Here is a 25,803-nt window from a genome sequence, read left to right as displayed (position 1 = left end):
GGTGATCTCCTACGGGAACTCGTTGTCGTCGCTGACGAGCAGCAGCCGGACCCGCCCGAACCCGTCGTGCCCGTCGGTGGACGTGACCACCATGCCCTCGACGTTGTCGACCAGCGGGTGGTTCTGCGGCAGCTTGGACGGGGCGCCCAGCGTCGGGCAGCCGTCGAGGTCCCCGATCGGCGTCTTGCGCGCGGTCCGCAGCTCCGGCCCCTCCGCGAGCGCCGCCACCTTCGAGGTGTCGGTGGCGCCCAGCGGGTCGGCGACGTACAGCCGCACCGTGATCTTGAACTGCTGCGTGAAGCCGCGCTCCAGCACGATCAGCCGGCCGTCGCGCGTCGGCGCGAGCTCCACCAGCCCGTGCCCGGCGTCCACCGGGTACGCGTACTGCCGCCCCAGGACGAACTCGCCGTCCCGGCCCCGGCGTTCCCAGGTCTGGATCCGCTGGAGCGTCCGCCCCTGCGCGTCCTTGCCGTCACCGGCCAGCACGCCCTCGACGCCGGTGCGGGAGTAGCGCCGGATCGCCGGAGCGGTCTCGTCCGTCACCAGGTAGGTGCCGTCGCGGTCGACGACGATCCCCTCGGAGTCGACGGCCTTGCCCGCGCCGTCGGTCAGCGGCAGCCGCGCGGCGGCCGTCGCCGTCGGGGTATCCCCGCGGCCCACGTTCAGCTCGTACAGGACCGACTTGTCGGAGATCGCGGCGATCGAGCCGTCCCGGTCCACCGAGAGCCCGCCTACCAGCTTCCCGTCGATGAGGGTCTTGTCGAGGGAGTCCGAGTAGCCGGCAACGAACCCGCCAACTTCCCTTCACATCCGTCCGGATCGGGCGAACCGCGCCGGGCTGATCCCCACGTGCCGCCCGAAGTGCCGTGTCAGGTGCGCCTGGTCGTAGAAGCCCGCCGCCACCGCGGCCTCGGCCGGCCGCATCCCCGCCAGCAGCAGCCGCCGCGCCCTCGCGACCCGCAGCCCGGTGAGGTAGGCGTGCGGAGGGAGCCCGAACGCCTGCCGGAAGCTGCGGATCAGGTGGGTGGGATGGGCGTGTCCCAGAAGCGCGGAAGCCTCCTCCAGGGTGATCCCGCCGAGGACCCGCGCGTCGAGGAGCTCGCGCAGTCGTACGGCCGTATCCGGGCCCGGAGCCCCGTACGGGACCATCGGACGCCCCTCCAGCCACGTGCGCAGCCGCTCCTGCACGAAGGCGAGCCGCGACTGCGCCTCCAGCCGCTCGACCGCGCCGGCCGGCAACTCCCCTGCGCCCAGCGCGCGGTGCAGTCCGTGCACCCGGTCCCGCAGGGCGGCGTCGAGCAGCAGCGGCGCGTCGACGGCGGCCCCGGTCAGCGACTCCGGGAGCACCGACGCGTCGAGGTACAGCACGCGCTTGCGGAAGCCCGCCTCGGTCACGGTCCGCCCGTCGTGCACCACCCCGGGCGGCAGCAGGGCCACCGTGTCCGGGCCGCCCACGCCGTGCCGTTCGCGGTCGAGGCCGAAGTCGACGCGGCCGCCGTCGAGGATCATCAGCGTCCACGTGTCGTGGACGTGCGCGGGGTAGGCGTGATCGGTGAACCGGGCGTGGAACACCTCGGCGATCCCCGGCACCGGCGGCTGCCAGGCCGAGACCGTACTGAGCGGACGTATCGCGGCTGCCATGTCAGGAACGTACAAGACCGGTCGGCCGGCACCCCGGCAGCCTGTTCGCATGACGACATCCGAGACGGCGACGCCCGAGACGACGACCCCCGAGAGCACGCACGCAAGCGCCCACCCGGCGGCGGCCGTGGTGAACATCGCGGAGAAGCTGGCCGGTTTCACCGAGCAGTGGGCCCCGCACCGGATCGCCCGGGTCAACGACTACGAGGTCAAGATCGCCAAGGTCCAGGGCGAGTTCATCTGGCACACCCACGAAGACACCGACGAGCTCTTCCTCGTCGTCAGCGGCACCCTGACGCTCCGGCTGCGCGCCGGGGACGTCGTACTGAACCCCGGGGAGATCTACGTGGTCCCCCGCGGGGTGGAGCACTGCCCGCAGGCCGACGGGGAGACGGCGATCCTGATGTTCGAGCCCGCCGGCACCGCCAACACCGGCGGGGAGGTCAGCGACCGCACCCGCGAGCCGGTGGACGCGTAAGGGCTCGCCCGGCGACGCCGGTGTACCCGTCGGCGCAATGCAGTCCCCGGAACTGCGACGAGGAAGGCCGCGCCCCCTCAAGCCCGCGGTGCCCGCGCGTCGTACCGGGCGAACCCCCGCCACCGCGCGGCCAGCAGCGCCAGGACGAGGACGCAGCCGAGCCCGCCGCCCGTGATCGCGACGGCCGGCGAGGTGAGCTCGGCGGTGGCTCCGGCGAGGAAGTCCCCGAGCCGGGGTCCGCCGGCGACGACCACGATGAAGACGCCCTGGAGGCGTCCCCGCATCTCGTCCGGGGTCGCGGCCTGGAGCATGGTGGTGCGGAACACCATCGAGATGCTGTCGGCGCATCCGGCCAGGGCCAGGAACACCAGCCCGAGCCAGAGGTTCCGGGTGAGCCCGAACACGGCGATGGCCAGCCCCCACGCGGCCACCGAGAGCAGGATCGCCACCCCGTGCCGGCGGATCCGCCCCTGCCAGCCGGAGAGCAGTCCCCCGAGCAACGCCCCGACGGCGGGGGCGGCCACGAGCAGCCCGACCGTCTTGGCGTCGCCGCCGTACCAGAGCACGGCGATGGCCGGGAACAGCGCCTTCGGCTGGGCCAGCACCATGGCGGCCAGGTCGGAGAAGAAGGTCATCCGGATGTTCGGCCGGGTCCCCAGGAAGCGCAGGCCGTCGAGCACGGAGGCCCGCCCCCTGCGGGCGCCGGCCCCCTCGGGCTTCATCGGCGGCAGCCGCCACATCGCGTAGAGGGCGGCGCCGAAGGTGAGGGCGTCGATGAGGTACGCGGCCTGGTAGCCCCACCAGCCGACGATGACCCCGCCCAGCGCCGGGCCGGCCGTCATGCCGAAGGTCATGACCACGGAGTTCAGGGCGTTGGCCGCGGGCAGCTGCTCGGCGGGCAGCAGCCGGGGGATCATCGCGGACCGGGCGGGCCCGTTGAGGGCGCCGCAGAGGGACTGGAGCGCGACGACGGAGTACAGCAGCCAGACCCGGTGGTAGTCCATGAGCGCGGCGCCGGCCAGGGCGATGGAGAGGGCGGCCAGGCCGAGCGCGCTGACGAGGCCGAGCTTGCGCCGGTCGACGGTGTCGGCGATGGCCCCGCCGTAGAGCCCGAAGGCGACGAGCGGGACGAGCGAGCAGAGCCCGACGACTCCGACGGAGAAGCTGGAGCCGGTGATCTCGTAGACCTGGAGCGAGATGGCCAGGGCCGTCATCGCCTGGCCGAGCCAGGAAACGATTCCGCCGAACCACAGCCGCCGGAAGTCCGGGGAGGTTCTCAGCGGGGTGAGGTCGGCCCATATGCGGCGCCGGGGGCGGGTGGACGGTGGTGGAGCGGTCGTACGGGTCACAACGGATGATAGGCCGCCCCTGCTCGGGGCCCGGCCGGAGTCCGGCCGGTGCCCGTCGGTGCCCGCTCGCCGCCCGCTTGCTGCCCGGCCGGGCGGACCCCGCGTTCCCGCACGGGCACCACTCACCCCACCCGGAACCCGCGCCCCGCGGCGGCGCATTCCTTGCCGCTAACTCGCCACTATCACCGGACATTTGACCGAATAGACGTGCGCTCCTCGCCTGGAGTTCAGCTCATGATGAAAAGACTCGTATGTCCAGGGAGGCGCAGTGATCGAACCTGGCACCAGCACCACGAGCACCGGCATCACGACCACCGGAACCACGACCACGGGAACCACGACCACGGGGCCGAAGGCGGAGGGACCGCGCGCGACCGGTCCGGTCTTCCCCCTCACCCTGGGGGTCGAGGAGGAGTTCCTCCTCGTCGACGCCCGCACCCTGCGGGTGGTCCCGGCCGCCCCGCTCGTCCTGTCCACCGCCGCGGGGCTCCCCCACGAACTGCACCCCGAGGGCACCCGCTACCAGGTGGAGATCTCCACCCCCGTCGCCGACTCGGCCGCGATCCTGCGCAGCGAGCTCGCCGGCTTGCGGCGCACCCTCGCGCGGGCCGCCCGTGCCCACGGCTGCCGGCTGCTGGCCGCGCCCTCGCCGGTGGTCGCCCTGGAGGGGCCGCTCCACCTGACCGACGACGAGCCGCGCCAGCGCGAGCAGGCCCGGCGGTTCGGCGCGCTCACCGACACCCTCGTCAGCTGCGGCCGGCACATCCACATCGGCACCCTCGACGTGGACACTGCGGTGGCCGTCTCCAACCGGGTCCGGCCCTGGCTGCCGACGCTGATCGCGCTGGCGGCCAACTCCCCCTTCTGGGGCGGCCGCGACACCGGCCACGCCAGCTGGCGGGCGATGGCCTGGGCGGGCTGGCCCTCGGCGGGCCTGCCCCCGCACTTCACCTCGACGGCCCATTTCCGGCGCTCCGTGCAGACCCTGCTCGGCTCCGGGGCGGCCCTCGACACCAAGATGGTCTACTGGGACCTCCGGCCCTCGGGGAACTGGCCGACGCTCGAACTCCGGGCCCCCGACATGTCCCCGGACATCGACTCGGCCATCCTCCAGGCCGAACTGGCCCGCGCCCTCGTCGCGACGGCCCTGCGCGAGATCGCCGAGCAGCGGCCGGATCCACCCGTACGGGACGACGTACTGCGCCTCGCGCGCTGGCGGGCGGCCCACGACGGCCTGGAGGGCTTCGGGCTGGATCCGTACACGGGCGCCGAACTCCCGGCGGCGGACCTGGCGGAGGCCCTGCTCGACCTGGTGGCCCCCGAACTGGCCGCGTCCGGCGACCTCGACCACGCGTCGAGAACCATGGCCGGCCTGCTGCGCGACGGCTCGGGCGCCCACCGCCAGCGCACGGCCTTCGCCCGCCGCGGCGACCTGAAGGACGTCCTGCGCCACATCGCGGACGAGACGGAGGCATCCTGACCCGCAGAAGCCCGCCGGACCCCGCCGGACCCGCCCCGGAAAGCCAGAGATCGTTTCTTCACCTGCGGCTCGCAGTGGGGCGGGTGGGACTCGAAACCCAAAGCGGCACATCTCCACTTGGCCAGGGCTTTTGTCCAAGACTTCCTCAAGGCCGGACCAAGCCCGTAGCGGCAGCCCGCGCGCCGACCGGGATGGGCATAGCTTGTGCCGGCATGACTGGTGATACGGAACGGGATGCGCTGCCGGGGCGGCGCCAACTTGTCCGGGTGGCGCTGACCGGGGCGGTGGCGGTGGTCGCCGGGCTGGTGTCCGATACCCCGACCTCGACCGCCCCCCGGAGCGAGGGGAAGGGCCGGCGGCCCAGGACTCCCGAGGCCGCGCTACTGGAACTGGCGGCAGGCAATGCCCGCTGGCGGACGTTCCACGAGCAGAATCCGGACCGGACGCGGGCCGTACGGCAAACGCTGGTCACCGGCCAGCATCCCTTCGCCGTGGTCCTGGGCTGCGTCGATTCCCGAGTCCCGCCGGAGCTGGTCTTCGACCAGGGTCTGGGTGACCTGCTGACGGTGCGCTCGGCAGGATCGGTCCTCGATGAGGCGGTCTTGGCCAGCATCAGCTACGGAGTACTGGAGTTGGGAATCCCGCTCGTCGTCGTTCTCGGGCACCAGTCGTGCGGGGCCGTGACCGCCGCCGTCCACGCAGCCCAGGGCGGGGAGGTGCTGCCCGGCCATATGCAGTACCTGGTCGACCAGATCCGTCCGTCGATCGACCGCACGCTTACAAGCGCGGAGCGCGTGGATGCCGCCATCACGGCGAACGTGCGACTGGAGCGCTCCCGCTTGGCCGCCGAGCCCGACCTCATGCCCAGGATCACGGCGGGCAGGCTGGCCGTGATCGGAGCCCGGTACGAGCTGACCAGCCAGCGGGTTCACCGGATCCACTGACCACCCCCACCCGCAGCGAAGCGTCCGACGGAACCGCACCCGCTAGACTTGCAGAGTTATGCAATTTACTAGTTCTGGATTCGATGGACGGGGGGTTGCGGTGTGGCCGGGTTCGAGGAAGCGGCGCAGGCCGCGGAGGAGTTCGAGGATGCGCTGCGCGTGGCCCACGATCACGGCGTGGCCACCGACGGGGACAGCCGGTGAATCGGATGGCGTCACGGTCTTGGCCGAGGCCGCGGTAATGGCCCGGCACCCCAGCGGGCAGCCGGCGCTGCCGCAGACGCACAGGCACACGTGGACGGTGCCGCTGGTGACGGGCTCGGTACGGGCCGCCCGCGAGCGTACGGAACGATCCCTGGTCCTGTTCGGCCTGCAAAGCGCCTCGTCCCTGTTCGGGGCCGTGCTGCTCGTGGTCAGCGAGCTCGTCACCAATGCGGTCCGCCACGCCCCGCAGTCCCCGGACGCCGAGGTCACCCTCCACATGACGGACCACATACTCGTGGTCTCCGTCGCAGATCTGGACCCGCGCCCCATCACGCCGGCCGACGCCGGCCGGGCGGCTGGGCAGGGGCTGCTCACGGTGGCCGACCTGGCACGCACCTTCGGTGGCGACGTCCGTATCGAGCCCGCTTCCGGCGGGCGCGGCAAGGCGGTCATCGTCCGCTTCGTCCTGCCCGAGGGAACCCCATGAACGGTATGGAGCCCCGGCCTGTCCAGCTCTACGAGATCACTTACCTCGGCACCGGCGCCGTCGTCGATACCCGCACGGTCGAGGCACATGAGGTGGCAGCCGTCATCGAGCATGCCGGCGAGCACGGCATGAAGATCCTCGTCCGCCCGCACATCCCGGCCCAGGACGAAACCGACACCCGGATCGGAGGGCAGCAGTCATGACGGACGACAAGCCCGTGGAGAGCGAAGCGGCGAAACAGGAACGGTGGCTGGCGAACGGCGTCGCACTGCGCGCCTTCTTCTACATCTTCGGCACGCACCTGTTCGCCGGGTTCGTGTGGCTGCTCTTCTACCTGGGCCAGCACGCTCAGAAATGAAAAGCGGCCGTCTTCCGGTGTCAGAAGCGCGTTGAACCCGCACTAACGGAAGACGGCCGCCGCATGTGGGGCGCGGCCCTGGTGGGGCCTGCGCCGGACGTGCTGCCTAGATGTGGCTGGTGGCGCGCAGGTCGGCCAGGAGTTCGGCCTGGCCCTCCAGGACGCCGGAGAGGATGCCGCGGGCGACCCGCAGCAGTTCGGCGATCTGAGGGTGGGTGAGCTTGTAGTAGACGTTGGAGCCTTCGCGGCGGGTGACCACCAGGTTGGCCTTGCGCAGGACGGCCAGCTGCTGGGAGAGGCTCGCCGCCTCCACCCCGACCTCCGGCAGCATCTCGGCGACCGCGTGTTCACGTACGGCCAGGAGTTCCAGGACGCGGATGCGGACCGGGTGCCCCAGCGTTTTGAAGAACTCCGCCTTGAGCTGGTACAGCGGTGTGCTCACCTGGGTACCCCTGCCGTGACTGCCCATCTCATCCACCCGGAACCATTCCTTCAGCGGGGCATTCGCTCACCCCTCTTCACACCTTGTGACCTCCACAATTGCAGATCCCTGCAACTCCTGGGACCTGGTGGGCGGCTTTCGTGACGTTCGACCCTCGCAGAGCGGGTCCTTCGACTGATTCGGGTCCGTCCAGTCATCGGTGCGCCACTGCTTGACCGTGCCCTGGGCCCCGTGGGCGGCCAAGGCGGCGGAGAGGTCGCAGTGGACGGCGACGGGCGGGCACGTGGCGTCGGGTACCAGAGAGCCGTCCGCGGGTATCGCCGCGAGCTCCAGGCGGCGGCCGTTCTCGGCGAGGTGGCGTGCGGCCTGGGCGACGGCGATCTGCCCTCCGGCCGACCAGCCCATGAGTCCGGTCAGGTCGAGGATGACCGGTCCGGTGCCCCGGGCGAGCGCCCACCCGATGGCGCCGGTGAACCGGCCCACGGCCTCCGCGCCGAGGTAGCCCGCCAGGGACAGCACGCCCAGGTCCTCGTGGGTCGCGTACCGCCATTCGATCGTCATCGTCAGTTCCTCGGCTTCACAGGGGGAGGGTGATCCAGATGGCCTTGCCGCGCCCGTCCGCGTCCGGCCTTACAAGGGCCGTGCCGCCCAGCTCCATCGTCATTGCGACCACCATGGCCAGACCGCTGCCCGGGGCGGTGGCGAGCGCCCCGAACAGGGCGGGCTGGTAGGGGTGGCGGTCGTGGACGGCGAAGGCGAAGGCGCCGGGCCCGTGCGCGTAGGTGATCGTGATCATCGGCGAGGACACGGCGGCGTGGCGGACGGCGTTGGTGACCAGCTCGGCCAGGATCAGCAGGGCCGGGCCGACGCCGGGATGGCGGAGGCCCACGCCGCACTCCACGAAGACCAGTTCAGCGGTCTCGCGGGCGATGCGGACGGCCGAGCCCATGGCCGGTACGTCCAGCACGTGCCGGTAGGGCATCGTCTCGACCTGGACACTCACCGGCCCGCCTCCGTCACGGTGCGGGCGAGGCGGAACCCGGACACCTGCTGCGGATGCAGGCGCAGCAAGGTGTCGTGGGGGCCGTGGGTCCAGCCGGGCAGGGTGCGACGGTAGTGGGCGGCCTCGTCGGGGTCGGTGATGACGTCGGCCGGGCCGTGGGCGCTGACGGTCCAGCCGGTGCCGGCCGGGGTGCGGATCTCGTCGACCTGGTAGGTCAGCCATGCGCGCCCGGGGATGGTGGCCGCCTGGACGGGCGAGCGGACGACGATGCGCCCGTACTCCATCACGTGCACGGCCGGGCGGACCACGGCCGTCTCCCGCTGGACGTAGACGAGTCGGCCTTGGTTGGAGCCTTCGAGAAGCCACAGGGCCTCGGTGCCGGAGACCTCGATCATGCGGCGGTCTGCGGGGACGGTCATCGTGCGGCCTTCCGGATGCGGTGCGGTCGGTGATGCGTACGGGGCAGCAGTCCCGCCTGCTCCAGGTGTTTGCGGGCCCCGGCGATGGCTTCGGGGGTGGTGGCGTACTCACGTCCCTCCAGGCGCAGCAGGTCGAGTGCGCCGACGGCGTCCAGGGCCTGGCGCTGGCCGGGCCGGATGCCGGAGGTCATGACGGCGATGCCGCGCCGGTCGAGCTTCTCCACCGCGTCCTTCAGCACCAGGGCACCTGTGGCATCCAGCGTCGTGATGCGGGACATGCGCAGGATCACCACCTTCACGTCGGCGACCTCGGAGAGTTCCAGGAGGAAGCGGTGGGCGCCGGCGAAGAAGAGGGGTCCGTCGATGCGGTAGGCGACGATGTGCTCCGCCAGCAGGGCGTGTTCCTCGTCGCTGTGCTCGCCGGGCAGATCCGGCCGGAAGTCCACCTGCTCCATCCGAGCCTGGCTCGCCACCGCCTTCAACGCGAGGGCACCCGCGACGACCAGACCGATGATCACCGCGTAGACGAGATCGAGGACCAGGGTCGCGGCGGCGGTCAGGACCAGTACGACGGCGTCCGAGCGCGTCGCCTTCACCATCGCCCGCAGCGAGCCGACCTCCACCATGCGGATCGCCGTCGCCAACAGCACACCGGCGAGCGCCGCCAGCGGGATCTTCGAAACGAGGGGGGCGGCGGCGAACACGATCACCGCGAGCACAGCGGCGTGGGCGAGGGCAGCGAGGCGGGAGGAGGCGCCGGTGCGGACGTTGACCGCCGTGCGCGCGATGGCGGCGGTGGCGGGGACTCCGCCGAACAGCGGGGCCGCCAGGTTGGCGATGCCCTGACCGAACAGTTCCTTGTCCGGGTCGTGCTGCTGCCCCACCGTCATCCCGTCCGCGACCGTCGCCGACAGCAGGGACTCCAACGCGGCAAGCGCCGCGACCGCCACAGCGGGGGCGAGCAGCGAGCCGAGGGCGGACAGGTCCAGGAAAGCGAGGGAGGGGGCGGGCAGGCCGGAGGGCAGTTCACCGATCGGGGCCGCCGCGTCCAGGTGGAAGACCTGCGCGAGCACGGTCGCCGCGATCACCGCGACGATCGAGAACGGGATCGTCGGCTTCCACCGGGCTCCTGCGAGCATCACCGCCGCGACACCGGCCGAGAGACCGATCGCGGTCCAGTTCGGGAACGCCGCGAACTCCACGAGCGCCCGCCAGGCCACGAGCAGGACCTTCTCCCCCTCCGGCTTGGCCACGCCGAGCGCATTGGGTATCTGCTGAAGGCCGATCACGCACGCGATGCCAAGGGTGAATCCCTCCACCACGGGCGCCGGCACATACCTCATGTACTGCCCGGCCCGCAGCAGCGCGAGGCCGATCAACAGGACACCGGCCATCAGTCCGACCGTCAGCACGCCACCGGGCCCGTACCGGGCGACGATCGGCACCAGCACCACGGTCATCGCACCGGTCGGCCCCGACACCTGGAGGTTGGAGCCGCCGAACAGGGCGGCAAGCGCGCCCGCGACCACGGCCGTGGCGAGCCCGGCCTCGGCACCCAGCCCGGAAGAGACACCAAAGCCGAGCGCGAGCGGCAAAGCGACGATCGCCACGGTCAGCCCGGCCAGGAGATCCCGGCGGGGACTGCGACCCATGCCCGCGAAGTCAGCCCTGGTCGGCAGCACCGAACGGACCCGCCCGAACAGGGAAGCCAGGAAGGCGTTCACGGTCACGAGGCCGGGACCTCGGACTCCCGCAGCTCCTCCAACAGCTCGCGCTGCCCAGCCAGCACCTCGGTCAAGATCCGCCGAGCCGCCCGCATCAGCTGCTCGACGTCCCCGCCCGCCAGCTCGTAGACCACGGTCGACCCGTCACGCACGGAGGTGACGATCCCCGACCTGCGCAGCACCGCGAGCTGCTGCGAGAGCGCGGACGGTTCGACCTCGATCGCGGCCAGCAGATCCCGTACCGGCATCGGCCCGTCCTGCAACAGCTCCAGAACCCGTATCCGCACCGGGTGCCCGAGCATCCGAAAGAACTCGGCCTTGGCCTGATACAGCGGAACCGGCACGGTCTCGCACCCTTCTCACCACCCCGCACGCCGGGGCAGACGGCTGGTGCTGTGCCCGCGGCTACCTACGAACACAGCACCCACAGCATCTATGAAATTGCAAACTTATGCAATTCCTTGATTCTGCGGTCCGCGGACCGACTGCGGGCTGTACCGTCTGAACAGGGCCTCGCCGCACCCCCGTCGGCGAGGCCCCCCGCACGCCTCACGAGCACGATCAGAACGTGGGCGCCCCTCGGTTCAGCGGCGAGACATGTAAAGGTCGAGAGCCTTGTGGAGCAGTCTGTTGAGCGGAAAGTCCCACTCGCCGAGGTATTCGGCGGCTTGGCCGCCGGTGCCGACCTTGAACCGGAGCAGGCCGAGCAGGTGGTTGGACTCCTCCAGGGTGTCGGTAATGCCGCGCAGGTCGTAGACCCTCGCGCCCAGTTCGTGGGCGTCGCACATCATCCGCCACTGGATGGCGTTGTTCGGCTGCACTTCACGCTTGCGGCTGGTTGAGGCCCCGTAGGAATACCAGACGTGCTCACCAACGGTCAGCATCGTGGCCGCGGCCAGCACCTCGCCCTCGTGACGGGCGAGATACAGGCGCATCCGGTCCGCGTCCTCCGCCCCGAGTGCGGTCCACATGCGCTGAAAGTAGGCCAGCGGGCGGGGGATGAACCGATCGCGTTCCGCGGTCTCCTTGTAGATCTCGTAGAAGGCGGGCAGGTCCTCGTAGCCGCCTCGGACGACCTTGACGCCGGCCTTCTCGGCCTTCTTGACGTTGCGGCGCCACTGCTGATTGAAACCGCGCTGGACCTCGTCCAAGGACCGTCCGGCGAGCGGGACCTGGAACACGTAGCGCGGCTGCCCCGCGCTGAACCCGTCCTCACCACCAGTTTCGCCCTGCTGCCACCCCAAGCGGCGCAGCCGGTCGGCGACATCGAAGGCCCGCGGCTCGCACGAACTGGCCTCAACATCGCGCAGCCGGCCTGCCCGCGGGTCCGCAATGGCGTCCTTGACCGTTTCTGCATCCCAGCGTCGGACGATCACGGGCGGACCCATTTTCACCGAGAACGCGCCGCGGGTCTTGAGGTGCGCCAGCATCGGCTCGAGCCACCGCTCAAGGTCCGGGGCGTACCAGTCGATGACCGGGCCTTCGGGAAGGTAGGCGAGGTATCGCTTGAGCTTCGGCAGCGGCCGGAACAGCACGAGCGCCGCCCCGACGATCCGGTCGGTCTCGTCGATCCATCCGAGGCTCTCCGCCCGCCAGTCCGGCTTCACATCCCCCCACGAGGGCACCTGCATGTGACTCGCGGAGGGCCGGCTCTTGATGAAGGCCAGATGCTCGTCACGGCTGATCGCTCTCAAGCGGAAGCTCATGTGCAGTGCTCCTCTGTTCGACGCGGCAGCCTACTTCGCAGACTTCACGGGCCGACAACGACCGCACCCGGGCGCCGGGAAGCAGCTGCTGGAGGGGTACCTCCACAGAACAGGTCGACGCCATCGCACTCATGTCCTGTGCCGGGTGCGGCCGATCAAGTCGGAGGGATCGAGGCGGGTTTCCGCCTGGCATCTGATGTGGTCCAGCAAGTAGGCGCCGTAGCGCTCGCCGCCGTGGACGGGCACAAAAACGGCTTCGCCAGCACTCCGGTCCGGCGTGCGTGAGGCGAAAGCAGAAGAGGACGCCGGGGGCGGAGAAGCTGGAATCGCAGACCCCGCCGGCCGGAGCGGGCCCGCCCTCAAGAGGTTCGCCCGATGCCCATGGAGTCGGACGCTCACGAGGAACAGGAGCGACCGGGGATGTAACCCCTACCCGGACGACGGCGGTGGGACCCATCACCACGCACCCCACCGACGAATCGAACAAAACCCCAGGTCACAGACCTCTACGGGCTTGCGGGGGACCGGCATCGCCTCACGGTCGCCTCACCGAAACGGGGATCCCGCTGCCGCAAAGACTGCGTTTCCACAGGTCAGAAGGTTTCTTCTGACCTGCGCGAGTGGGGCGGGTGGGACTCGAACCCACGGCCGACGGATTATGAGTCCGATCGAGGACGATCTGGAGGATGCCGCCGGATGATCAACTCTGCCGTTCTGGCTGACCAGCGGGCGCACGGCCCTCCGTTTCCTGCCGTGCCCTGACGCCTCATTCCGCCGCGTCCGTTCCCATCCGGTTCCCAGTCCTGAGGCTCTTCGGCCAGGGCGGCGTCGACGAGGGCAACCGTCGTCGATGCCGCCTAAGCACTCGCCGGGCAGCACGGGGCATCAGGATGTGGTGCTGTGCGGTCCGCCACCGGTTTCGCCGGTCGCAACCGTGGACCCCATGAGCCCGACCAACTCACCTGCGATCAAGTACGACTGAATCACACAGACGTCAACCTCGGCCAAAGAGACGCCCGCATGAACACCTTTATTGGAGAGCTCGTAAGCCTTGTCGATCCTGTTCCCGACATCCTCAAGCGTGGCCATCGTGACCTTCCCGGAAGTGGTTGTACCGATCCTTTCATCCAGGAACAACCAAAGCCTGTTCTTGTATTTGTCGGGCCCTGCATCGCGCTGCTTCCCAGACCGGTCAGCCACCTTCTCGCTTCTCGCTGGATACACCACATTAGCGAGCGATTCCAACATCCTGCGGCACGAAGTCAGAGCATGTGAACAGCTCTCAGGATCGCCATCGGACGCCCGCTTGTATGCCGCGAGAAGTTGGTCGAGCACGTTGGGGGCGATCTCAGCGAGCGCGGCCTCGACCCTTACACGGCTCCGCTCGAAGATCTCACGGTTGGCGAACCCGATTCCGATGCGCCTCTCAGCGCCACACAGGTACGAGAAGACCCGATATCTGATCCGCTCAAGGATCTCTTCCTGCAGATCCACACGATGAATCAGGGCCATCTCGTGCATTGAGTCATCCGTTTCAGACATCTGCCTGTTCATGTGCCCTATTCCCCGCACGAGTTCGTCGATCGACCCGCCGAGAATAGTGTCAGGCGCCACTATGTCTTTCAGGACAACCGGAATCCGAGCAGGGCGCCGTTCCTCCACATAAACTTCGAGCAGCTCTCGGCTCCGCGCATACACATCTTGCGGATCAGTATCAGAGAACACGTCCTCGGCAACCTTCCGCTTATGCCAGACAGATCCTCCCAGCGGCCGATTATCAAGCCCAAAGAGGTACTCCTGATCGCTGTCACCCAGGAGACGGGCAATTCTCGCAGCACGCCTTGCCGAAGCCGATAGCGAAACGCTCTCGAAGTCGTCCAGTGCCGTCTGGACGAGATCGAGGATGTGCTTAGTCGGATTCACGTGCATCTCCGTTCAAGAGGATCTGCTCATCGGAGGGCCGAGGGCACTCGAAGGCTAGGCCAGGCAGGCGCTTCCCAACACTCAGTTACGCAACCGCGAGGCCACGAGCCAGATCGACCCCTCGGGCGCAGCCCGAGGGGTCAGTCGCCGCCAGGGACAACTACCGCGTGGCCTCGGTACGGTTCTCAAGGGCATGCACGCCGGAACGAGGGCTGCGAGCTACCAGGTTGGGCACTGCGAAGCGCAGAAACGCAGGGGGTTGTTCTCATGCTTGAAGAGGCTGAAGAGATCGGTCGTCGCGTCCGACGGGCACGGCTGCGGCTTGGGATGCCACAGGCAGACCTCGCCGCAGCTCTGGGCAAGACCCAGGGCTGGGTGTCGAAGATGGAGCGCGGCCTGATCGAGCTCGACCGGGTCGGGCTGCTGAATCTCGTCGCCGCCGAGCTGCACGTACATCCCAATGACCTGATCGGCCGGCCGTACGCAAGTAGTCCCGCCGAGAATCAGTGGCAGGTCTCGGCGGCATCCATCCTGCGTGAGCTACGCCGCTACGACCTCGCGCCGATCTTCGACGGGATCCCGCGCGCGTCCGGCGAGCTGTGGCGGGACATGACCCGCCTGCACCGCCTCCGCGACGCCGCGGCCAACACGGCGATCCTCGCGACCCTCCCCGACCTCCTGCGCGAGGCCCGCGCCCTGGCCGAGGCCTCGACCGGCCACGAGCGCGAGGAAGCGTTCGCGATCTACGCCGTGGCATGCAAGTTCGCCCACACCGCCGCGCACGCCCTCGGGCACCCCGAACTCGTCGCCATGGCTGCCGAGCGCGCCGCATGGGCGGCCCGCCTCTCCGCCGACCCCGTCATGCCCGCCCTCGCCGACTGGATGCGCGTCTGGGACATGTGGGCCACCGCCGATTGGGACGACTCGCTCACCCTGTCCGACAAGGCCATCGCCAGCGTGCAGCGCGAGTACGAGCTCGGCGAGCCGCTCGCCCTGCGGATGTGGGGCACGCTCCACCTGCGCGCCGCCGTCGCCGCGGCCCGCGCCGGCCGACCGGCCGAGGCCGACGAGCGGATCAACCACGCCCGCGACGCTGCCCGCCGGATGGCAGGCCACCACAACCCGCCGGTCTACGACCGGCACTCGGTCACCTTCTCCCCCGGCAACGTGCAGATCCACGCGATCAGCGTCGCCCTGGAGACCGGCGAGCAGACCAAGGCTCTCGCCATAAACCGCCGCACGGCCCCCGAGCTCGTCGCAGCCCTCCCCAACTCCCGCCAGGGCCACCATCACATGGACCTCGCCCGCGCGTGGCTGTGGGACGGCAACCGCGACCGCGCGCTCGCCGAGCTGGAGACCGCGGAGCGGATCGCCCCCCAGCTCGTACGGAACCATCCGATCGCCCGGTCGACCCTCCGAGGCATCGTCTACGCCGAGCGGATCGCCACCCGCGAGAAGCTGCGCCGCATGTCAGACCGCTTCCACCTGGACGGATGAGGGCGGTATTCCTCCGATTCATATTGGGCCCCTGACGCGCCCCTAACTTCTGAGACATGACAGGACGACCAACACCCCATCTCCCTTCACAGGGCGGCGAGTTAGGGACGGCCGGACCGTTCTACCCACGACTCGGCGACCTCGCCCGCGACACCGCCAAGGACGGGCGGATCGGCGTCGTCGTGACGCTGCCGAGAGTGGGCGCCAGCACGTACCACCTTCGCCCGCCGGGTGGCGGCGACGAGTGGTCAGCGCCAGCCGACGGCACAACCCTGCGCCCCGTCCCGGCACAGGCCACGTACGTGACCCCGATGCGGCGCGATGCCGTGTACGACCACCGGGCCCAGCAAGGCGCGCTGCCGGTCCTGGTCCACTACGACGACGGCGGTACGGCCGAGTCCATGCTCGTCCTCACCCCGGACCAAGTCGAGTTGTACGCGATCCAGTTCGAGCGGCTCATCGCGCAGCGTGAGCAGGCGTAGGGGAACGCCGCATGACCGCGCGCCATGCTGTGCAGCGCCGATCCGCATCCAGCGATCCGGTTGGCCACTTCCTGAGCTGGATATGGGTGCTCGGCACCGCCGCGGGATTCGCCGCGCTCGCCACCATGACCACCGGTGAGCTCAGCCACCGCGATGCACCGTCGGCGATGGCCGTCACCGACGCCGGATTCCCGGCGCTCTGATCTCCCCGCCCGCTCGGATGACCCGACAGCCCCCGGGCGGGCGGGGCGCGCCTCGGTCTGCACCGCTCCCAGTCGCGCCGGCCGAGGCGCCACACAGCACGTCCAGGCACCACTGACCAAGGAGGCAAGGACCGTGACCGCAATCCAGGAACGTCCCGCGACCGACGCGCGGAATCTGATCGGCGCCAAGCTGCGCGCGACGCTCGTGTCCAACATGCAGGCCAAGTTCCCCGAGCTGACCGACGACAAGGCCGACCGCGGCGTCGGCCAGATGATCGCCTTCCTCGCGGCCGGCGCGTACAGCGACACCCCGCTCAGCCCGTCGCCGCTCATCGATGACTTCTGGCACGCCTTCCTGCTGCACACGCAGGCGTACCAGGACTTCTGCTCGGGGACGATCGGCAAGTTCGTCCACCACCAGCCCGGATTCCTCGACAAGGAGGAACACGGCGGCGGCAAGGCCCTGCGCGCCAGGACGGTCGACGCAATCGTCGCGTCCGGGTTCGTGATCGACATGGAGTTCTGGCCCGAGCTGGACCTCGCCGACTGCTCGCAGTGCCACGCCAACTGCCACAACAGCCCCAAGTACGCCTGACGTACCGCCTGCGGCCGGTCCTCGGCTTGTGCCACTCTGTGGCCGAGCCGGGGACCGGCTTCCGTTCTGCACGAGGAGTAAGCGGGTGGACCGCACCGCATGGCTTGAACTCCCACCCGAGGCCCGTAGCGCCGTCGAGACCTACACCGGCCCCGTTGAGCACGCAGAGACCGCCGAGACCGGCGTCATGGCCCGTCTCGCCTGCACCCTCCACACCGCCGCCGGGCCGGTCTTCGTCAAGGGCACCCGCAGCGACGAGCCAACAGCGTGGATGTACGACTACGAGGCGCGCGTGACCCGAGTCGCACCACTCGCCCCCCGCGTGCTCTGGCAGGTCGACGCCGGCGGGTGGCTGCTCACCGGGTACGAGTACCTCGTCGGCCCGCACCCGGATCTCAGCCCCGGCTCACGCGACCTCGGCCCCTACCTCGCCACACTCACCACGATGTCCGAGGCGTCGTGGCCGGAACAGGTCCGCAAGAAGCCGCTGCACATCCGCTGGGTCGGGTTCTTCCCTGACGATCGCTGCCCCGACCTCGAAGGCCGTGCCCTCGTCCACTCCGACGTGTCACCGATGAACATGCTGGCCACCGCGAACGGAATCCGCGTACTGGACTGGGCCCTCGCCTGCCCCGGCCCGGCGTGGGCAGACACAGCGTTCGCCATCCCTCGCTTCATTCACGCCGGCCACACCGCGGAGCAAGCCGAAGCCCTTGCCCGAGCGGTGCCCGCGTACCGCTCCGCCGAGCCCTCGGCTGTCGCCACCTTCGCAGCCACCCTCTGTGGCGTCTGGGAGAGTCGCGCCGCTTCGGACCCGGCACCGCATCGCGCCCCGCTGATCGCTGCCGCCCGAGCATGGTCCAGGCATCGCAGCAGCCAGGATGTGCACAGCGCTTAGTACCGAAACCCAGTGCGATCGTCCTGCCGGGTTCCTATCTTGATCGCATGGATGCCACACCCCCCGAGCCCCGCCTGTTCGCGAACCGATGGCCCGAAGGAATCGGGCCGGATGGTCAACCCATCCACCGGGAACGTTGCACCTGCTTCGATCAGTACAGGGTGCATCCGCGCGCCCGGGTCGGGTTTCACGGCGAGCGGCAGGACACGTCTTCGGCGGGTTGGCTGCGTCTTCTCGCGCTCGTCGAAGAGGCGGCCGCGGACGGCAGGGAGGAATTCAACCCGCTCGTCGAGCTCAGCCCGCAAGAGCGGCGCGACGTCATCACGCTGCCCGCAAGCATCGGCCGTCTGACCGCCGTCAAGCATCTGAGGCTCTACGGCAGCAACCTGGTGCGGATTCCCCCGGAGATCGGCGCCATGACCAGCCTGGAGGAGTTCAGCCCGTACACCTCCCACCGGCTGCACTGGTTCCCGTACGAGATCACCCGCTGCTCGAAGCTGGTGCGGAGCACGGTCAGCACCCGCTCGCTGTTCGGCAACTTCAAGCTTCGCCCGCCCTTTCCCCGGCTGCGGACGACGGGCGATTCTCAATCCGGCGGTCACCTCGCCGCGCTGGACCCGAAGCGGTGGGGCACGACAGCCATCAGTGCGTGCAGTGTCTGTGACGGGCCGGTGGAGGGATCAGAGCTTCACCAGCGGTGGATCTCGCTCGTGGTCGCCACCGACGTCCTGCCGCTGCTCGTCAACGCCTGCTCGACCGCCTGCCTCGCTGCGCTGCCGCCCGGCGCCGCCAAGCACGCTCCCCAGCCCCACATCGGCGGATGGGACGTGGCCCAGCCGGCGGCCGACTGGGCCTGATGTTCTCCCATACGCGCACAGCCCCGCTGGTTGGCGGGGCTGTGGTGTTGGGCGCACTCCGTCAGCTACGCATCGAGCTGTGCCGCTTCTTGGTCGGCAAAGCGGGCAGCGATGGCGCTGCGCAGACCGTCGCCGCCGTCGGCTGAGCCGTCGACCTGGCGCCGCAGACCGGCGACGGTTTCCCGCAGGCCGGGCTCGGCCTGGTCGAGGTCGAGGCGGATGCGCAGGGCCGCGCTCTGGTCCTTGGGCAGAAGGGCAACGAGGGCCCGGTCGATCGTGCGCAGCACCGGGGCCGGGTCCGCTTCGGTCCAGTCGAGGCCGGCCAACCCCTCGGGCTTGGCTCTCCTGCCCGCGAGGTACGAAGGGAGCTCAACGCGCAGAGCGCGCAGGGTGTCGACGTCAGCCGAGCCAATCACATCGGCAGCGCTGCGGCCGGCATCGAGCAAGGCGCGCGTGCGGTCCCACGCGCGTCCCTGGCGGGTCTCGGCGAGGAGCTGCTCGGTTGCGTCGCGCGCGGTCGGCGCCGAAATGCGTTCGGCGTAGGCGCGGATCTGTTCGGCAGCCGCGTTGGTCGTGCGCTCGATGCCGTCCAGTTCGGTGCCTGTGCGCTCGCGGGCGGCACGTTCCATTTCCGTCCGGCGACGGGCGTTCGCCTCGTCAGTGAGGTCCGGGTCACGGAAGGTTCGGGCCTGGCTGAGCCCGTCGTCGAGGCGGCGACGCAGTGCGGTGAGGTCTGTTTCGCGGGCACGCCGGACGGCGGCGAGGGAGAGCTGTGCGTCGATGATGCTCGGGCCGGTGAGGCTGGTCATGGTGTGGGGTCCTTCGGCGGCGGGGGCTGGTCAGTAGAAGCGGACGAGCAGGGGCTGCCCTTGCTCGTCGCACGGCAGAAGGCGAGCAGGGCGCAGGGTGTGCAGCTCGGCGTACCGGCGCATGGCGTCCACATGAGCGCGGTGCTCGACTGGCGGGCCGTCCGGGGCTTCCTCGACGGCGAGGTGCTGGCCGCTCTGCTGCGCCTGCTCCCGAACATGTCCGAACCAACGGACGTTGTCCGTGTAGAGGGTGCCGTCGACCCACCACGGCGCGGTGTGGACAAAGCCCCGGTCTGCGAGAACGGGGTGAGTGCTGACGGGGCCCGAGCGGGCTTCTGGGGCGGTGATCCGCTTCCAAGGAATCTTGCGATCGTCAGGCGTGATGTCCTCCCACTGTGAGCGGTCGACGTCTGCGGTGGTCATAGGGCGGTTCCTCCTTGGCGGTAGTGGTCGAGGGCTGTGCGGTCGACGAGCCACAGGCGCTCGCCGGCCCGCCGGGCGGTCAGGCGCCCGGCTTCGATCAGGGACCGAATCCAGCGCGGCGAACACTCCATGAGCGCCGCCGCCTCGGCCACCGTCACCTCGACCGTGCCAAGGTCCGTCGAGGGGCTTCCGATAGCGGCGGGCCGTGCGGGTTCCGTTGTCGCGTGCTCGGCGCCAGCTTGCAGTGCGACAAGGAGGCGCCGAGCCTCGGTGGAGAGCTCGCCCCCATCTGCACGCACCCGGGCGTCAAGGTGACCCGAGAGGATGCGGACGACCTCACTCGCGAGCGCGGGCGGCACGATCACCGATCCATCGGGCCGAAGCATCGAACTGCCCGGTCGCACCCGATCCGAGGCTTCGAACCGACGGATTTGGTATCCGCTACGGGCATCATCGGCGCAGGTCGCGAGGGGGTTGGGAACGCTCTGGGAACGGTCGTGGGCGCTCATATGCCGCTCTCCCGAACTGCCTCCTTGGCAAGCGCTACGACCGTACGGCCGAGCATCGACGTCTCTGAGCCCTCGGCCACGCGAGCGAGCAGCCGTATCTCGTGTGTCAACGTCAGTCGGGGCGGTCCCGGCGACCGCTCGTCATTGTCCTGATCACCGTCGACGGGGAAGCCGAAGAGCTCGGCGAGCGCGTCCATGACGGTGAGTACGGGCAGAGCGGCGGTGGTGCCGTCTTCAAGGGTGAGCTGCCACATGCTCTCGCGGGACGCGTCTTCGAGGCGGGCGAGGCGGTCGGCGAGCTTGTTCTTCCTGCGGGCCATCAGCACGCGTCACCCCCGGCTGCTTCGAGGGCAGCGAGGCGCTGTTCGAGGTCGAGGGACTCGCGCAGGGCGAGGACGGCGTCGAGCAGCACACGGGCAGCCTGCACTCGGGCCTGCCCCTTCTCATTGTCGAGCGCGTCGACGAGGGTGGCCACGGCCTTGGTCGAAGCGGCGGCTAGCTGCCCGACTGCGAGCTGTAGCAGCTCGGTTCGAGTCGCCGTTACCTGTCGACCGAACCCGGGGTCCTCCATCCAACGGCGGATGGTGCGGCCGGAGACGCCGGCCTCGCGGGCGGCCTGCTCGGCCGTGTTGCCGCGGGCCAGGGCGACCACAGCGGCGGGGCGATTCTTACTGGTCATCTCGGGGTCCTTCTCTCCTCGCGCGCGCGTGAGGACGTAATGAGGCGTGGGTGGGCGTTCCCAGCGACGGCCGGGAGACCGGAGGAGGCGACATCCGGGCATCTGGTGATCGGGGAGACGCTGAGCGTGTCCCGAGGGTGAGTGCGGGCCGTGAGCGTGGCCCGTTTGACCGTGTCCCCTATAGGGACACTGGGACACGGTCATACGGTCGGGGCCACCGTGGCCGGGGAAGCGGTCGGCCACGGTGGGACACGGTCGTACGGTCAGTCGGTGGAATCGGTAAACGGTCGCTTCGACTCGTGAAGCTGCGCGTTTCGGGCGCCGGGCGTGACGCTCACGTACCCCTCGTCGACAAGCAGGGCGAGCGCCCGGCGTACGGCATCCTGCTTGCCGGACACACGGTCGAGGACACCGCGCACGCTGAGCGGCTCCCTCGCGGTGGCGAGAGTGTCTGACACCCGCTTCATGAGCGCCGTCGGCCGGAACGGCCCGTCACGCTGCACGGGCGCCGGCAGACTCACGAGCGCCGAGCCGTCGAGCTGGGACTCGACGATGAAGTCGGCGAACCAGTGAAGGGCCCCGTTGCTGCCCGGTAGAGCGTTCTTGCGGACCTGTCCGGGGCGGTCCTTGGCAACGCGTACACGGGATTTGCCCGTCTGCCCGGGGGCAAGGGGCGTGATGTTCTCCAGTACGAAGGCGCACCCGTTGAGTCCGGAGAGCTTGTGCTGCGAGCCGGTCGCCCAGCGGCCCCGGTTCTCACGGTCCTTGTTGACGTGGTCGAGCAGCAGCACGGCCGGGCCCTGCTCGGCGAGCCATCGGGGCAGGATGCGCCAGAAGCCGGCGACGTCGGTGTCGTCCTTCGGCTTGAGGCCAAAGAGGCCCATCGCTTCGGTGACGCCGTCGATGACTGCGAAGGTGGTCGGGCTGGTGAGGTAGGGGGCCAGGGCAGCGCGGCCGGCGTCACCGAGCGGCCCGTCGGGGCGGAAGTAGTGGAAGCGTTCGGCGATGGCGGCGGACGGGGCTCCGAGGGCGAGCAGGCGCGAGACAATGCCGCCTTCCTCGTCCTCGAAGTCGAGGTACATCACGGCATTGCCGAGGGCGAGTTCCGCGGTCGCGACGGTGAGCGCAAGCCATGTCTTCATGGCCTCGGGCTCGGCGAAGATGCTGTGCAGGCGACCGGGGTAGAAGAGACCGGCACCGTCGTCGCGGCGTCCGATGGTCGGCTGCGGCGCGGTGTGGGTACCGTCGAGCACGGGGCCGAGGTCGACGCGCTGCCATGTGGTGCGGTCGTTCATGGCGGCCTCGCTCGGTTGGGCCGGGACGGCGGCGAGAATGCGCTCACGCGCGGTCGGGGCGGTCATACGGCTGCCCCTCGCGGGTGGTGCATTCCCGAGCGCAGGCCCGAGGTGATGGTCTTCTCCGTTTCCGTCGGGCCGAGGCCGTTGGCTGCTGCTGCGGCGAGCAGCTCGTCGACGATCTCGGCGGGGGTGAGGTCACCGCGGCCGGCGAGCGTGCCGAGCTTGAACGCGGCCCGGTGCAGGGTGTCGTTCCGAGTGCCAGGGACAGCCGTGCGGACGGCGTCAGCCTCAGCGCGCAGCGCGGCGGCGGCGTACCCCGGGCGGGTGGTGCGCAGCGGGGTCAGCGGCAGCACTACCGCGTGCACTGGCTCGGGCGTCGCCGGGGCAGCGAGCTCGCCGAGCCACTCGGGCAGGGCGAGGAGCTCGGCGTCGAGTCCCGTCAGCCATCGGTACTGGGCGCCGTTCGCAGTTGAGGGCGGGGCGACGACGTACCCTCCGACCGCGCGTACGTCGATCTTCCACCCGAGGCGGCCGGCGCTGTTGCGGATCTCGCCGTCGACTGGCGCCCGGTAGTAGAGATGCTGGCCGCCCGATGCGGTGCGAACCGCGGGGGTGGTGCCGAACGGCCACCGAGCCCCGTGGCGGGCGTGCAGCTCGGCGAGAACGTCGGCGCCGTCGGTGATCCCGGGCAGGGTCCACTCGTCGGGCGGGGTGGCGCCCTTGGCCGTGTCGAGGTCGACCACGACGAGACGGGAGGGACCACAGGCGATGCCGACGCCGTACGGCCCGTGCGACCACGCCCGTACGATCGCGTCCTTCTCTGTCGTGGCCCGCTGCTGCCACTCCTTCACGGCGGGCCGCTTGTCGTCGGGGCGGAGCGGAAATACGTGCATGCCATGGCTGGCGAGGTCGAGCACCTGCTCGACCCGCCGTGCCGTGTCGGTCTCGTTCATCGGGCGGCCCCGGACCGGCGTCCGGTGGGCAGGTACGGCAACGAGCGACGCGCGCGCTCAGTAGCCTGGGACATGAAGCTTCCTTACTGGCGGCGCAAGGTGGTGACAGACCTCGCGATCGCCGTGACTGTTCAGAGCTGGGCAGTGCTGAGGGGCTTCGGGGCCTCGGCTCGGTGTTAGCGCACCGGCCGGGGCCCGCCTATTCCGGCTGAACGCCGAGGAGTTCGAGCAGTTCGGCCGTGACCACGCGGTAGGCGCTACCCAGACGCAGCGTCCGTACGGGCATCTCGCCGCGCTGGGCCAGTTGGTAGACCTTGCTCCGCCCCAGGCCAAGTGCGCGACCTGCTGTTACGAGGTCGACCGCGGGCGGGAGAGCCAAGAGATCCGATCGGGTCATGCTGGACTGTGTCACTGAGTCACTACCTCTTCGGTTTTGGTGACAGGTGAGCACAGAATGCACTTCAATGCTGGACAGTGTCAATCAAGTTGAATACTGTGCTCCCATGACACAAGAGGAATGGCCTGCTCGACTGGCTCGGACGATGGCCGCCGAAGTCCGGCGATTCCGGCAGGTCCGGGGCATGAGCGCACAGCAGCTAGCGGACAGATGCGCAGAGCTCGGGATGCCCATCGCGCGATCCGTTTTGGCGAACTTCGAGAGCGGCCGTAGGCCCACGCTGTCCGTTGCCGAGCTGCTGATCATCGCGCAGGCCCTGCGCGTACCACCGGTATCACTCGTCTTCCCGGTCGGATACGAAGAGCGGACCGAGTACCTGCCGGGGAAGAAGTACGACACCTTCGAGGCGACGCAGTGGTTCTCCGGCGAGATCCCTGGGCACGGTCTCGCGTCGAGTTGGCAGACGACGGAAGACGACGTGGCCGCCTTCCGTGAAACACCCTTCGGCGTAGCTCAGTTCCGCGAGCACGAACGGCTCGTCCGGTCCCTTGTGTCACACCAGCTTCGAGCCGACGCAAAGATGAAACGCGCGGTCCAACTCGGCGAGAACTTCGACCCCGAGCTTCACCGTGCGCTGCTTCAGGTCGCCGAAGAGATGACCGAAGCCACCTACCGGACCGCAGAGGAGGTGGCCAAGATCCGCGCAGAGCTTCGTGAGGACGGCCTGACACCCCCTCCGCTTCCGTACTACCTCGCCCCCTACTTCGAGGAGGACATCGCCCCGCCCCCGACTGCGGAAGAGATCTTGGCTCGAACGGATGACTAGACCTCAACCGACCCCCCCCCAGAGGAGTCAGCTTGAAAGGGCACGTGTTCAAACGGTGCCAGTGCATCGCCCAGTACGACGCCAAAGGCCGGCGTAAGAACTGCAAGAAGGCCCACGGTTCCTGGTACTACGCCGCCGACACCGGGATCGAGAAGGACGGCAAGCGTCAGCAGCTCAAGAAGGGCGGGTTCGCCACGGCCGACGAGGCCGAGCGCGAGCTGAGCACGGTCCTCGCCCGGATCAGTGAGGGCAGCTACACGCACGACGACGGGCAGACCGTCGAGCAGTGGCTCAAGAAGTGGATGGAGCTCAAGGAGCGGGCGGGCCGGCGCCCGACGACGCTCCGCTCGTACCGGCACCACATCGACGACTACCTCGTGCCGCACCTCGGCCGCATACGCCTGCGCGACCTGCGGCCCTCGCACGTCGACAAGCTGCTCGCCGAGGTCAACGACGGGAAGCGGAAGACGGCGACCGTGCGCCGGATTCACGCGACGCTGCGCAGCGCCCTGACGACCGCGGTGAAGCAGCAGCTCATCACCTTCAACATGGCGAAGAACGTCGAGCTGCCGACCTCGCAGCGCCCCAAGGTCATCCCGTGGGAGCCGGCCGAGCTCGGCGCCTTCCTCGACCACATCGGCACGCACCGCCTCGGCGCCCTTTTCGAGGTGATCGCCGGAACGGGCCTGCGCCGCGGTGAGGCGTGCGGGCTCCGATGGGACGACGTCGACTTCGCCCGGCGGGTGATCGTCGTGCGGCAGCAGATCGTGCAGGTGTCCGGACTCAAGAAGCGGGACATGCCTCCCGTGGCGTGCCCCTACTGCGAAGGGGGACACATCGGTCTGATGTTCTCCCGGCCCAAGACGGCGAGCGGCGAGGATCGGATCATCGACCTCGACGAGCTGACCGTCGGTGCGCTCCTGAGCCACAAGCTGCGGCAGGAGGAGGAGCGCCGCAAGTGGAAGTCGGCGTACCGGGACCACGGGCTCGTGTTCGCCCATGACGACGGCGACGCCCTGCGCCCGGATCACGTCTCCAAGCTCTTCGGCGGCCTGATCGACGCCGTCCGGTTCGAGGACGACGCCCACCTGCCCGCCGGGGAGCGCCGGCGACTGCGACGGGTGCGGCTGCACGACCTGCGGCACGGGCAGGCTTCGCTGATGCTCGCCGCCGGGGTCGACATGGCGATCGTGTCGAAGCGCCTCGGGCACTCCACGGT

General features: G+C 69.7%; 32 protein-coding genes and 1 pseudogene. 14 read left to right on the top strand and 19 right to left on the bottom strand.

From position 1 onward, the window contains the following. Nucleotides 1–9: 9 nt before the first annotated feature. Both AC3IX6_RS26135 and AC3IX6_RS26130 read right to left on the bottom strand, forming a co-directional pair. Nucleotides 10–720, bottom strand: a complete 711-nt coding sequence (locus tag AC3IX6_RS26135) for an esterase-like activity of phytase family protein (protein WP_489365105.1) — start codon at nucleotides 718–720, stop codon at nucleotides 10–12. 84 nt (nucleotides 721–804) lie between these two features. Beyond that, entirely contained in the window at nucleotides 805–1,641 is an 837-nt protein-coding gene (locus AC3IX6_RS26130; RefSeq protein ID WP_489365104.1) for a helix-turn-helix domain-containing protein, read from the bottom strand. Nucleotides 1,642–1,690: 49 nt separating this feature from the next. Here AC3IX6_RS26130 and AC3IX6_RS26125 point away from each other — a divergent pair, with 49 nt between their 5' ends. Next, on the top strand, nucleotides 1,691–2,119 hold the full coding sequence (locus AC3IX6_RS26125) for a cupin domain-containing protein (protein ID WP_489365102.1): 429 nt from the start codon (nucleotides 1,691–1,693) through the stop codon (nucleotides 2,117–2,119). Nucleotides 2,120–2,196: 77 nt separating this feature from the next. Here the strand turns inward: AC3IX6_RS26125 and AC3IX6_RS26120 are convergent, their stop codons facing one another. After that, on the bottom strand, nucleotides 2,197–3,468 hold the full coding sequence (locus AC3IX6_RS26120; RefSeq protein WP_489365100.1) for an MFS transporter: 1,272 nt from the start codon (nucleotides 3,466–3,468) through the stop codon (nucleotides 2,197–2,199). Between the two features lie 268 nt (nucleotides 3,469–3,736). Here AC3IX6_RS26120 and AC3IX6_RS26115 point away from each other — a divergent pair, with 268 nt between their 5' ends. The 5 genes from AC3IX6_RS26115 (at nucleotide 3,737) to AC3IX6_RS26095 (ending at nucleotide 6,941) form a co-directional block, all read left to right on the top strand. Beyond that, complete coding sequence (locus tag AC3IX6_RS26115) at nucleotides 3,737–4,948, top strand: carboxylate-amine ligase (protein ID WP_489365098.1); 1,212 nt, start codon at nucleotides 3,737–3,739, stop codon at nucleotides 4,946–4,948. A 212-nt stretch (nucleotides 4,949–5,160) separates the two neighbouring features. Then, a complete protein-coding gene (locus AC3IX6_RS26110) occupies nucleotides 5,161–5,892 on the top strand; it encodes a carbonic anhydrase (RefSeq protein ID WP_489365096.1) in 732 nt (243 codons plus the stop codon). A gap of 241 nt (nucleotides 5,893–6,133) precedes the next feature. Next, nucleotides 6,134–6,583, top strand: a complete 450-nt coding sequence (locus tag AC3IX6_RS26105) for an ATP-binding protein (RefSeq protein WP_489365094.1) — start codon at nucleotides 6,134–6,136, stop codon at nucleotides 6,581–6,583. A 5-nt stretch (nucleotides 6,584–6,588) separates the two neighbouring features. Beyond that, nucleotides 6,589–6,786: a hypothetical protein gene (locus AC3IX6_RS26100; protein ID WP_489365092.1), complete on the top strand. Its 198-nt coding sequence runs from the start codon at nucleotides 6,589–6,591 to the stop codon at nucleotides 6,784–6,786. Continuing rightward, nucleotides 6,783–6,941 carry a DUF6126 family protein gene (locus AC3IX6_RS26095; protein WP_489365090.1) on the top strand — a complete coding sequence of 53 codons (159 nt, stop codon included), beginning with the start codon at nucleotides 6,783–6,785 and terminating at the stop codon, nucleotides 6,939–6,941. Before AC3IX6_RS26100 ends, AC3IX6_RS26095 begins: the two co-directional genes overlap by 4 nt. A 106-nt stretch (nucleotides 6,942–7,047) precedes the next feature. On the opposite strand, the gene AC3IX6_RS26090 is transcribed toward AC3IX6_RS26095, so the two are convergent. From AC3IX6_RS26090 to AC3IX6_RS26055, 8 genes are all read right to left on the bottom strand, one after another. Next, the gene (locus AC3IX6_RS26090) at nucleotides 7,048–7,383 is read right to left on the bottom strand and encodes an ArsR/SmtB family transcription factor (RefSeq protein ID WP_327252632.1); all 336 of its coding nucleotides are present in this window, start codon (nucleotides 7,381–7,383) and stop codon (nucleotides 7,048–7,050) included. Between the two features lie 66 nt (nucleotides 7,384–7,449). Next, a complete protein-coding gene (locus AC3IX6_RS26085) occupies nucleotides 7,450–7,944 on the bottom strand; it encodes an STAS domain-containing protein (RefSeq protein WP_489365088.1) in 495 nt (164 codons plus the stop codon). Between the two features lie 16 nt (nucleotides 7,945–7,960). After that, complete coding sequence (locus tag AC3IX6_RS26080) at nucleotides 7,961–8,386, bottom strand: ATP-binding protein (protein WP_489365086.1); 426 nt, start codon at nucleotides 8,384–8,386, stop codon at nucleotides 7,961–7,963. Continuing rightward, nucleotides 8,383–8,805 (bottom strand): pyridoxamine 5'-phosphate oxidase family protein, encoded by a 423-nt coding sequence (locus tag AC3IX6_RS26075; RefSeq protein ID WP_489365085.1) that lies wholly within the window; start codon nucleotides 8,803–8,805, stop codon nucleotides 8,383–8,385. The genes AC3IX6_RS26080 and AC3IX6_RS26075 overlap by 4 nt, the downstream gene beginning before the upstream one ends. Beyond that, nucleotides 8,802–10,457 (bottom strand): SulP family inorganic anion transporter, encoded by a 1,656-nt coding sequence (locus AC3IX6_RS26070; RefSeq protein ID WP_489371560.1) that lies wholly within the window; start codon nucleotides 10,455–10,457, stop codon nucleotides 8,802–8,804. The genes AC3IX6_RS26075 and AC3IX6_RS26070 overlap by 4 nt, the downstream gene beginning before the upstream one ends. A gap of 74 nt (nucleotides 10,458–10,531) precedes the next feature. Then, a complete protein-coding gene (locus AC3IX6_RS26065; RefSeq protein WP_489365083.1) occupies nucleotides 10,532–10,873 on the bottom strand; it encodes an ArsR/SmtB family transcription factor in 342 nt (113 codons plus the stop codon). A 240-nt stretch (nucleotides 10,874–11,113) separates the two neighbouring features. Next, the gene (locus tag AC3IX6_RS26060; protein WP_489365081.1) at nucleotides 11,114–12,235 is read right to left on the bottom strand and encodes a lipid II:glycine glycyltransferase FemX; all 1,122 of its coding nucleotides are present in this window, start codon (nucleotides 12,233–12,235) and stop codon (nucleotides 11,114–11,116) included. Between the two features lie 885 nt (nucleotides 12,236–13,120). Further along, nucleotides 13,121–14,158, bottom strand: a complete 1,038-nt coding sequence (locus tag AC3IX6_RS26055; RefSeq protein ID WP_468223637.1) for a hypothetical protein — start codon at nucleotides 14,156–14,158, stop codon at nucleotides 13,121–13,123. A 267-nt stretch (nucleotides 14,159–14,425) separates the two neighbouring features. Here AC3IX6_RS26055 and AC3IX6_RS26050 point away from each other — a divergent pair, with 267 nt between their 5' ends. The 6 genes from AC3IX6_RS26050 to AC3IX6_RS26025 all read left to right on the top strand — a co-directional run bounded on the left by AC3IX6_RS26050 (nucleotide 14,426) and on the right by AC3IX6_RS26025 (nucleotide 18,690). Further along, complete coding sequence (locus tag AC3IX6_RS26050; RefSeq protein WP_468223640.1) at nucleotides 14,426–15,655, top strand: helix-turn-helix domain-containing protein; 1,230 nt, start codon at nucleotides 14,426–14,428, stop codon at nucleotides 15,653–15,655. Between the two features lie 56 nt (nucleotides 15,656–15,711). Then, nucleotides 15,712–16,137 (top strand): hypothetical protein, encoded by a 426-nt coding sequence (locus AC3IX6_RS26045; RefSeq protein WP_489365079.1) that lies wholly within the window; start codon nucleotides 15,712–15,714, stop codon nucleotides 16,135–16,137. Between the two features lie 11 nt (nucleotides 16,138–16,148). Continuing rightward, entirely contained in the window at nucleotides 16,149–16,340 is a 192-nt protein-coding gene (locus AC3IX6_RS26040) for a hypothetical protein (RefSeq protein ID WP_468223644.1), read from the top strand. Nucleotides 16,341–16,473: 133 nt separating this feature from the next. Beyond that, complete coding sequence (locus AC3IX6_RS26035) at nucleotides 16,474–16,935, top strand: glycine-rich domain-containing protein (protein ID WP_468223647.1); 462 nt, start codon at nucleotides 16,474–16,476, stop codon at nucleotides 16,933–16,935. An 85-nt stretch (nucleotides 16,936–17,020) separates the two neighbouring features. Beyond that, nucleotides 17,021–17,833, top strand: a complete 813-nt coding sequence (locus tag AC3IX6_RS26030; protein ID WP_468223649.1) for a phosphotransferase — start codon at nucleotides 17,021–17,023, stop codon at nucleotides 17,831–17,833. Nucleotides 17,834–17,880: 47 nt separating this feature from the next. After that, the gene (locus AC3IX6_RS26025; RefSeq protein ID WP_468223652.1) at nucleotides 17,881–18,690 is read left to right on the top strand and encodes a leucine-rich repeat domain-containing protein; all 810 of its coding nucleotides are present in this window, start codon (nucleotides 17,881–17,883) and stop codon (nucleotides 18,688–18,690) included. 65 nt (nucleotides 18,691–18,755) lie between these two features. Here AC3IX6_RS26025 and AC3IX6_RS26020 read toward each other — a convergent pair whose 3' ends face one another. The 8 genes from AC3IX6_RS26020 to AC3IX6_RS25985 form a co-directional block, all read right to left on the bottom strand. After that, nucleotides 18,756–19,499 (bottom strand): hypothetical protein, encoded by a 744-nt coding sequence (locus tag AC3IX6_RS26020; RefSeq protein ID WP_489365076.1) that lies wholly within the window; start codon nucleotides 19,497–19,499, stop codon nucleotides 18,756–18,758. 30 nt (nucleotides 19,500–19,529) lie between these two features. Continuing rightward, nucleotides 19,530–19,922: a hypothetical protein gene (locus AC3IX6_RS26015; RefSeq protein WP_489365074.1), complete on the bottom strand. Its 393-nt coding sequence runs from the start codon at nucleotides 19,920–19,922 to the stop codon at nucleotides 19,530–19,532. Beyond that, nucleotides 19,919–20,431 carry a helix-turn-helix domain-containing protein gene (locus AC3IX6_RS26010; protein ID WP_489365072.1) on the bottom strand — a complete coding sequence of 171 codons (513 nt, stop codon included), beginning with the start codon at nucleotides 20,429–20,431 and terminating at the stop codon, nucleotides 19,919–19,921. The genes AC3IX6_RS26015 and AC3IX6_RS26010 overlap by 4 nt, the downstream gene beginning before the upstream one ends. Beyond that, entirely contained in the window at nucleotides 20,428–20,751 is a 324-nt protein-coding gene (locus AC3IX6_RS26005) for a hypothetical protein (protein WP_489365070.1), read from the bottom strand. The genes AC3IX6_RS26010 and AC3IX6_RS26005 overlap by 4 nt, the downstream gene beginning before the upstream one ends. Next, entirely contained in the window at nucleotides 20,751–21,110 is a 360-nt protein-coding gene (locus AC3IX6_RS26000; protein WP_489365068.1) for a hypothetical protein, read from the bottom strand. Before AC3IX6_RS26000 ends, AC3IX6_RS26005 begins: the two co-directional genes overlap by 1 nt. Nucleotides 21,111–21,373: 263 nt before the next feature. Next, nucleotides 21,374–22,471 (bottom strand): AAA family ATPase, encoded by a 1,098-nt coding sequence (locus AC3IX6_RS25995; protein ID WP_489365066.1) that lies wholly within the window; start codon nucleotides 22,469–22,471, stop codon nucleotides 21,374–21,376. Further along, complete coding sequence (locus tag AC3IX6_RS25990; protein ID WP_489365065.1) at nucleotides 22,468–23,361, bottom strand: bifunctional DNA primase/polymerase; 894 nt, start codon at nucleotides 23,359–23,361, stop codon at nucleotides 22,468–22,470. The genes AC3IX6_RS25995 and AC3IX6_RS25990 overlap by 4 nt, the downstream gene beginning before the upstream one ends. A 199-nt stretch (nucleotides 23,362–23,560) precedes the next feature. Continuing rightward, nucleotides 23,561–23,758, bottom strand: a complete 198-nt coding sequence (locus tag AC3IX6_RS25985) for a hypothetical protein (protein ID WP_039657137.1) — start codon at nucleotides 23,756–23,758, stop codon at nucleotides 23,561–23,563. A 67-nt stretch (nucleotides 23,759–23,825) separates the two neighbouring features. Here AC3IX6_RS25985 and AC3IX6_RS25980 point away from each other — a divergent pair, with 67 nt between their 5' ends. Continuing rightward, entirely contained in the window at nucleotides 23,826–24,584 is a 759-nt protein-coding gene (locus AC3IX6_RS25980) for a helix-turn-helix domain-containing protein (RefSeq protein WP_489365062.1), read from the top strand. Nucleotides 24,585–24,628: 44 nt separating this feature from the next. Continuing rightward, a pseudogene (locus AC3IX6_RS25975) lies at nucleotides 24,629–25,774 on the top strand (site-specific integrase); the annotation flags it as partial. Nucleotides 25,775–25,803 lie beyond the last annotated feature (29 nt).

The sequence above is a fragment of the Streptomyces sp. GL_141 genome (genome assembly GCF_057834385.1).
Note: the sequence above shows the minus strand (reverse complement) of the source record. Positions and strands in the feature narration are given on the sequence as shown.

Excerpts from the sequence above, each read along its gene's own strand:
- AC3IX6_RS25990 (WP_489365065.1), bottom strand. The coding sequence starts at position 23,361 with ATGAACGAGACCGACACGGCACGGCGGGTCGAGCAGGTGCTCGACCTC.
- AC3IX6_RS26105 (WP_489365094.1), top strand. The coding sequence starts at position 6,134 with ATGGCCCGGCACCCCAGCGGGCAGCCGGCGCTGCCGCAGACGCACAGG.
- AC3IX6_RS26095 (WP_489365090.1), top strand. The coding sequence starts at position 6,783 with ATGACGGACGACAAGCCCGTGGAGAGCGAAGCGGCGAAACAGGAACGG.
- AC3IX6_RS26060 (WP_489365081.1), bottom strand. The coding sequence starts at position 12,235 with ATGAGCTTCCGCTTGAGAGCGATCAGCCGTGACGAGCATCTGGCCTTC.
- AC3IX6_RS26070 (WP_489371560.1), bottom strand. The coding sequence starts at position 10,457 with ATGGGTCGCAGTCCCCGCCGGGATCTCCTGGCCGGGCTGACCGTGGCG.
- AC3IX6_RS26110 (WP_489365096.1), top strand. The coding sequence starts at position 5,161 with ATGACTGGTGATACGGAACGGGATGCGCTGCCGGGGCGGCGCCAACTT.
- AC3IX6_RS26010 (WP_489365072.1), bottom strand. The coding sequence starts at position 20,431 with ATGAGCGCCCACGACCGTTCCCAGAGCGTTCCCAACCCCCTCGCGACC.
- AC3IX6_RS26040 (WP_468223644.1), top strand. The coding sequence starts at position 16,149 with ATGACCGCGCGCCATGCTGTGCAGCGCCGATCCGCATCCAGCGATCCG.
- AC3IX6_RS25980 (WP_489365062.1), top strand. The coding sequence starts at position 23,826 with ATGCTGGACAGTGTCAATCAAGTTGAATACTGTGCTCCCATGACACAA.
- AC3IX6_RS26025 (WP_468223652.1), top strand. The coding sequence starts at position 17,881 with ATGGATGCCACACCCCCCGAGCCCCGCCTGTTCGCGAACCGATGGCCC.
- AC3IX6_RS25985 (WP_039657137.1), bottom strand. The coding sequence starts at position 23,758 with ATGACCCGATCGGATCTCTTGGCTCTCCCGCCCGCGGTCGACCTCGTA.
- AC3IX6_RS26045 (WP_489365079.1), top strand. The coding sequence starts at position 15,712 with ATGACAGGACGACCAACACCCCATCTCCCTTCACAGGGCGGCGAGTTA.
- AC3IX6_RS26005 (WP_489365070.1), bottom strand. The coding sequence starts at position 20,751 with ATGGCCCGCAGGAAGAACAAGCTCGCCGACCGCCTCGCCCGCCTCGAA.
- AC3IX6_RS26000 (WP_489365068.1), bottom strand. The coding sequence starts at position 21,110 with ATGACCAGTAAGAATCGCCCCGCCGCTGTGGTCGCCCTGGCCCGCGGC.
- AC3IX6_RS26050 (WP_468223640.1), top strand. The coding sequence starts at position 14,426 with ATGCTTGAAGAGGCTGAAGAGATCGGTCGTCGCGTCCGACGGGCACGG.
- AC3IX6_RS26085 (WP_489365088.1), bottom strand. The coding sequence starts at position 7,944 with ATGACGATCGAATGGCGGTACGCGACCCACGAGGACCTGGGCGTGCTG.
- AC3IX6_RS26130 (WP_489365104.1), bottom strand. The coding sequence starts at position 1,641 with ATGGCAGCCGCGATACGTCCGCTCAGTACGGTCTCGGCCTGGCAGCCG.
- AC3IX6_RS26075 (WP_489365085.1), bottom strand. The coding sequence starts at position 8,805 with ATGACCGTCCCCGCAGACCGCCGCATGATCGAGGTCTCCGGCACCGAG.
- AC3IX6_RS26125 (WP_489365102.1), top strand. The coding sequence starts at position 1,691 with ATGACGACATCCGAGACGGCGACGCCCGAGACGACGACCCCCGAGAGC.
- AC3IX6_RS26100 (WP_489365092.1), top strand. The coding sequence starts at position 6,589 with ATGGAGCCCCGGCCTGTCCAGCTCTACGAGATCACTTACCTCGGCACC.
- AC3IX6_RS25995 (WP_489365066.1), bottom strand. The coding sequence starts at position 22,471 with ATGACCGCCCCGACCGCGCGTGAGCGCATTCTCGCCGCCGTCCCGGCC.
- AC3IX6_RS26020 (WP_489365076.1), bottom strand. The coding sequence starts at position 19,499 with ATGACCAGCCTCACCGGCCCGAGCATCATCGACGCACAGCTCTCCCTC.
- AC3IX6_RS26015 (WP_489365074.1), bottom strand. The coding sequence starts at position 19,922 with ATGACCACCGCAGACGTCGACCGCTCACAGTGGGAGGACATCACGCCT.